The following is a 6166-nucleotide window of genomic DNA, read 5'->3' as shown; positions in this document are numbered from 1 at the left end:
TACGGGCGGGAATTTGACCGTCCACTGTTCGCGCGCGACATGCGGCGCATCAGGTTTCGAGACGATCCAGTCATTGCCGTTATAGACCCACGGATCGGCCCCGTGGTCGCGGATGATGCTGATCACCTTGCGCGCCGTATCAGCTGGCAGCGTGCGGGCCTCGATCACGGTAAAATCGGGTCTGACCATCATGCCGCCGTTGAAACCCGCGATCGGTTCGGAAATCTTCAGCGGGTCAATGACCATCTTCATGCCCTTGGGCGGGCGGCCGCTGGTGATGGTGAACAGGATTCCGCGTTCACGCAGGCGTTCGACCGCCCGGATCGCCCGGGGTGTCAGGATCTTGTCCTTCGTGACCAGGGTGCCATCCACATCGGCCAGCACAAGGCGTATTTCGGGGTCAGACACGCAAGTGTCCTCCTGTCAGTATCATGTCAGTCTGGTTGGCGTGTGCGTCAGGTCCCATTAGGACCCGATTTTCAGCCAGTGCCGGTTGTCGCGGGCCAGCAGGTCATCGGCGGCTTTTGGCCCCTCGCTGCCGGCGGCGTAGAAATCCAGTCCGGCGGGTGCGTGCATCCAGTCCAGAACGGGCTGGACCACGCGCCATCCGGCTTCGATATTGTCCGCGCGCTGGAACAGGGTCGCATCCCCGATCATGCAGTCATACAGCAGCGTTTCATATCCGGTGCTTGGCCCCTCGTGGAACCATTCGGAATAATCGAACTTCATGCGCACGCCGCCCAGGTGTACCGTGGGACCGGGGATCTTGGCAGAAAACTGCAGCGTTACCCCTTCGGTCGGCTGGATATGCAAAAGCATGATGTTGGGTGTCAGCTTGTCCACCGGCGTATCGCGGAACAGGGCATAGGGTGCGGACTTGAAATGCACCGCGATTTCCGTCTTGCGCGCGGCCAGGCGCTTGCCGGTGCGCACATAGAACGGCACCCCCGCCCAGCGCCAGTTGTCGATCATGAGCTTCATCGCAACATAGGTTTCGGTATGGGAATGGGGATCCACGCCGGGTTCTTCACGATACCCCGCAACGGGCTGGCCCTTTATGCTGCCCGCCGCGTACTGGCCGCGCACCACGTCATGATGCTGCACGGCATGGATGGCCTTGAGCACCTTGGTCTTTTCATCACGCACCGCATCGGCATCGAATGAAATGGGGGCTTCCATCGCCGTCATGGCCAGAAGCTGCATGACATGGTTGGGCACCATGTCGCGCACCGCACCCGTGCTTTCGTAAAACCGGGCGCGCTGTTCCACGCCGACCGTCTCGGCCGCGGTGATCTGCACATGGTCGATATTGTCGCGATTCCACAAGGGTTCAAAGAAACCGTTGGAAAACCGCAGGGCAAGGATGTTCTGTACCGTCTCCTTGCCCAGATAATGGTCGATCCGGTAAATCTGGCTTTCATCAAGCGTATGCAGCAGCCGTTCATTCAGCGCGATGGCGGATGCAAGGTCGCTGCCGAATGGCTTTTCGATAATGACCCGGCGAAAGGCCTTCCCGCTTTCCTTCGCAAGGCCCGATACACCAAGCTGGTCCACGATCGTGCCAAAGAAACGGGCGGCCACAGCAAGGTAGAAAATACAGTTCTGGTTGCCGATTTTCCGGGCCAGGGCATCGTAGGTCGCGCTATCCTCGAACGAACCGCGCACATAGTCGATGCTGGAAGCCAGACGTTTCCACACATCATCATGCAGGCTGACGGCTTCGGTCCCGCGACTGGTTACGAAGTTTTCCAGTGAGGCATGAAAGCTCTGGCGCAGGTCGGCCGCCGAGACATCGGCCCGGTCCACCACAATGATGGAGAAATGGCCGTCCAGCAGTCCCGCACTGGCCAGGTTATAAAGTGCGGGGACAAGAAGGCGGTGCGTCAGGTCCCCGCCCCCGCCAAATATGACAAATACCCCCGGTGGCCCGCGACGCGGCACGTTTTCATGCCGCGTGTCGTCAATCTGCGAGGACGCGGATGCGACGATGCTCTCCATCTTGCTTCTCCCTGAACTTATTTAGCGTTAAAACCCGACCAGGCCGCCCGTGGTCGTTATGGTGCCAGCGTGGTCTGGCCTGCCGGGTGCGTTATCTGGCGCGCGCCGTCAGTTGTTCGTGCCTTCGATATGGCCCCCAAAGCCGAAACGCATGGCCGACAGCATCTTTTCGGCAAAGTTGTTGCCGGTGCGCGAACGGAAACGTGTGAACAGGGCTTCCGTCATGACCGGGACGGGTACGGCTTCTTCAATTGCGGCCTCGATGGTCCACCGCCCCTCGCCGGAATCGGCCACGTCGCCCTTGTAGTTCGACAGGTCGGGGTTGCCCGCCAGCGCGCTGGCCGACAGGTCCAGCAGCCATGACGACACGACACTGCCCCGCCGCCAGACTTCGGCAATATCGGCCATGTTCAGTTCAAAGCGCTGGTTTTCAGGCAGTTCGGTGGAGTTCTTGGACTTCATGACATGGAAGCCCTCGGCAAAGGCCTGCATGATGCCGTATTCGATGCCGTTATGGACCATCTTCACGAAATGGCCCGACCCCGCAGGCCCGCAATGCAGGTAGCCCTGTTCGGCACGTGGGTCAAAACCGGGCTTGTCACGGTTTGGCGTGCGGGGAATATCGCCAATTCCCGGTGCAAGGGCGGACAGGATCGGGTCGATATGGTCGGTGGCATCCGTGGTGCCGCCGTACATCATGCAGTAGCCGCGTTCCAGCCCCCACACGCCGCCCGATGTACCGACATCGACATAGTGGATCCCCTTTTTTGTCAGTGCGGCAGCCCGGCGGATGTCGTCCTTGTAGAAGGAATTGCCGCCGTCGATCAGGATATCCCCCTGCCCCAGCAGGCTGCCGAGTTCTTCCACCGCCGCTTCGGTTACGGGGCCTGCGGGCAGCATGAGCCAGATGATCCGCCGTCGTGCCGTCAGTCTGGACACCATGTCCTTCAGGCCGGATGAGGCGATGGTCTTTCCGGCTTCGGCCTTTTGCGCGATTTTGGTCATTACCGCTGGCGTGCGGTCATACAGCACCACATCGTGCCCGTGACGCGTCAGGCGGATGGCGATGTTGCCCCCCATCTTGCCCAGACCCACTATACCAATCTGCATGATTTCTGCTGCTCCCGTGGCAGGGGCGTGCCCTGCGCTTCAGCCCATATCCGGGCTGGTGAAAAAATGGGCCCCGCCATTTTGATCGTGGCGGGGCGACTGCGCCGTGCGATCAGACGGCGGCCCTGATGGCCTGCGCCAGTTTTTCAAGGCCGGATTTCAAGTCACCGCGGATATGCACGCGCAGGGCGCGACGGCCACGTTCGCCCAGTACTTCCAGATCCCCGCGTGCCTGTGCTTCCTTCACGATGCTGAAGGTATATTTCTCCCCCGGTACCGGCAGGTTGATTTCGTCATCACACGTGATCTGCAGGAATACGCCCGTGTTGGGGCCGCCCTTGTAGGCCTGGCCGGTGGAATGCTGGAAACGCGGGCCGAATTCGGCCGCCGTGGCCAGCTTCAGCCCATCACGCACCGACAGCCGCACCTGCTGCAGCCATTCGCGCGTGGCCGTGTCGCGGTCGATATAAGCCAGCAGGGCGACATAATCGCCCGCCCTGCCCCGGGCAAAATGGGCCTTCAGGATTGCTTCCGCCGTGCCGCCCTTCAGGGCTGAAGCATTTTTGGGGTCGGCATAGAAGGCAAAGCAGCCGTCTTTCGCGAACGGTTCATACGGCGGCAGTCTGCCGGTTTCGTTATAGGCGGTGGTGATCTTTTTTGTCTCGATCTTCGACGCCTCGACATCAGGCTGGTTGAAGGCGTTGATGCCGATGATTGAACCGGCGACGGCCGTTGCGAATTCCCAGCGGAAGAATTCCTCGGTAATCTGGTGGCGGTCATGCAGTTCGATGGTTACAACAGGCTCACCCGCCGCGATCAGTCGCTTGAATGCCGCGTCCTGCTTTTCACATGGCTTCTCACCCAGGCGCAGGTATATGAACACGCGGTCCTTGCCATAAACGGACGCAGGTCCGGCGGTTTCCCCATCAATGGGGATCAGGCCGCGGCCGTCCTTGCCCGTTGATTCCGCCAGAAGCTGTTCCAGCCACGCGCCCATGTCGTATATGGCGGGCGATGCCAGCAGCGTGACCTTGTCCCGGCCGAACGACCGCGCGGCCACGCCCAGCACGCTGCCCAGAATGACACCGGGGTTCTGCGCGGGCGGGACGGAGGCGGCGCAGGATTTTTCACCCCGCAGGGCGGAATCCAGCAGCCGCTTCAGCGGCAGGCCGGCAACGGCGGCGGGTACCATGCCGAAATCGGACAGGACGGAATACCGGCCACCGATCTGCCTGTTGCCGTAGAAGATTTTCCAGAACCCGTCCTTCTTCGCCACGTCTTCCATGTGTGAACCGGGATCGGTGACGGTGATGAAATGTGAACCGGCCCGCTCACCCAGCACCTTTTTCGCCTGATCGAAGAAATAGGCCTTGAGGATGTTCGGCTCCAGCGTGCCGCCGGATTTGGACGAGACGATGAACAGCGTCCTGCTGATATCGATCCTGTCCTGAAAATCCCTGATCTGCTGCGGGTCGGTGCTGTCGAGGACATACAGGTGCGGAAAGCCCTCGTGCCTGCCGAACGTTACTGACAGGACTTCCGGCCCAAGGCTCGACCCACCCATGCCCAGCAGCAGCGCGTCGCGAAAGCCGCGCGCTTTCACTTCGGCCTGGAATTCCTCGAACTTCGCCAGATCCAGCAACTGGTCATCAACAATGTTCAGCCATTTCAGCCAGCCTGCCTCATCATGTCCCGTCCATAACGTGGCGTCCCTGTTCCACAGGCGGCGCACGTTACCCTGTATGCGCCATGTTTCCAGTTCAGCCTTGACCGCCGTATCAAGGTCGGCAGGCAGGTTGAGCGTGGTCGTGGTGATCCTGTGGCCCAGGAATGCTGCCTGTTTGGCAGCAATCGCCCCCAGCAGGGCGTCGAATGCCTCCTCGAAGCCGCGGACCCCTTCATCCACCAATGTCCGGGTCACGCCATCCAGGTCGAGGCCAAGGCGCCGGGCCTCGCTTATCACCCTGTGCGCGCCCGCCACGTCCTGTGTCAGGGTCGGGGCGACTTTCCCGTGATCGCGGAAGTCATCAAAGGTTGCGGGGGGAATGGTGTTGACGGTTTCCGGGCCGATCAGGCCGTCCACGTACAGCACGTCGCTAAACGTCCTGTCCTTGGTGCTGGTGCTGGCCCATAGCAGGCGCTGCGGCATGGCGCCGGCGTGCGCCAGTTTCTGCCAGCGCGGACTTTTCACCACGCCCTGCCAGTATTCATAGGCCTGCTTGGCGTTGGCGATCGCGACCTTGCCGCGCAGGGCCTTCAGCGCAGCCGCATCGCTGTCACCCGCGGCGATACGATCATCGATTTCCTTATCGATCTTCACGTCGATGCGGCTGACGAAGAAGGAGGCGACGCTGGCGATCCCCGCAACACTTTCGCCGCGGCTCAGGCGGTCCTCCAGCCCGGCGATATGGGCTTCCACAACCTTCTTGTATGCATTCAGCGAGAACAGCAGTGTTACGTTGACATTGATCCCTGCGGTAATGGCGGCCTGCACGGCGGGTGCGCCTTCATCCGTTCCAGGGATCTTGATCATGAGGTTGGGCGCGCCAACCGCAAGCCACAGCCGCCGCGCTTCAGCAATGGTGGCGTCGGTATCACGCGCCAGATAGGGCGAGACCTCAAGGCTGACATAGCCATCCACCTTCGCGGTCTGTTCATAGACCGGGTGCAGCACCTTTGCCGCCGCGCGGATGTCATGGATCGCCAGTGTTTCATACAGCGTCCCGGCGTCAACGATCTGGTGTTCGAGGATCTGGCGGATCTGCGGATCGTAATCGGTGCCGTGGCCCATGGCTTTCTGGAAGATGGACGGGTTGGAGGTGACGCCCTTCAGCCCGTCTTCCTCCACCAGCTTTTTCAGCTTGCCGCTTTCGGTATAGGAACGCTGGATGAAGTCCAGCCACGGGGACTGACCCAGGCGGGCCAGCTGTTTTAACGGATTGGCGGCTTCACTTGTGCCGGCATCATACGCGGTCATGGCGTGTTTCCTTCATTATTGCAGGCAGCCATCCGGCGGGTGGCCGTGGTGGCTGTCCTGTCGCAATTATGGTTGGGCGGG

The 6166-nt window shown here is 61.1% G+C and carries 4 protein-coding genes; all 4 read right to left on the bottom strand.

Annotated features, from left to right (window positions below):
- Window positions 1-408: HAD family hydrolase (locus AC1RQ9_RS08890; RefSeq protein WP_485986536.1), on the bottom strand; the 408-nt coding region annotated here is incomplete at its 3' end.
- A 57-nt stretch (window positions 409-465) separates the two neighbouring features.
- Window positions 466-1998 (bottom strand): glucose-6-phosphate dehydrogenase, encoded by a 1533-nt coding sequence (gene zwf / locus AC1RQ9_RS08885; protein ID WP_485986535.1) that lies wholly within the window; start codon window positions 1996-1998, stop codon window positions 466-468.
- A gap of 108 nt (window positions 1999-2106) precedes the next feature.
- Entirely contained in the window at window positions 2107-3108 is a 1002-nt protein-coding gene (gene gnd / locus AC1RQ9_RS08880) for a phosphogluconate dehydrogenase (NAD(+)-dependent, decarboxylating) (protein WP_485986534.1), read from the bottom strand.
- A gap of 112 nt (window positions 3109-3220) precedes the next feature.
- Window positions 3221-6085 carry a bifunctional transaldolase/phosoglucose isomerase gene (locus tag AC1RQ9_RS08875; RefSeq protein WP_485986533.1) on the bottom strand — a complete coding sequence of 955 codons (2865 nt, stop codon included), beginning with the start codon at window positions 6083-6085 and terminating at the stop codon, window positions 3221-3223.
- Window positions 6086-6166: the final 81 nt, after the last annotated feature.

The organism is Komagataeibacter ossonobensis, assembly GCF_057359305.1.
Note: the sequence above shows the minus strand (reverse complement) of the source record. Positions and strands in the feature narration are given on the sequence as shown.

Bases quoted from the DNA above. Each gene is read 5' to 3' on its own strand.
- zwf (WP_485986535.1), bottom strand. From the start codon at position 1,998: ATGGAGAGCATCGTCGCATCCGCGTCCTCGCAGATTGACGACACGCGG.
- gnd (WP_485986534.1), bottom strand. From the start codon at position 3,108: ATGCAGATTGGTATAGTGGGTCTGGGCAAGATGGGGGGCAACATCGCC.
- AC1RQ9_RS08875 (WP_485986533.1), bottom strand. From the start codon at position 6,085: ATGACCGCGTATGATGCCGGCACAAGTGAAGCCGCCAATCCGTTAAAA.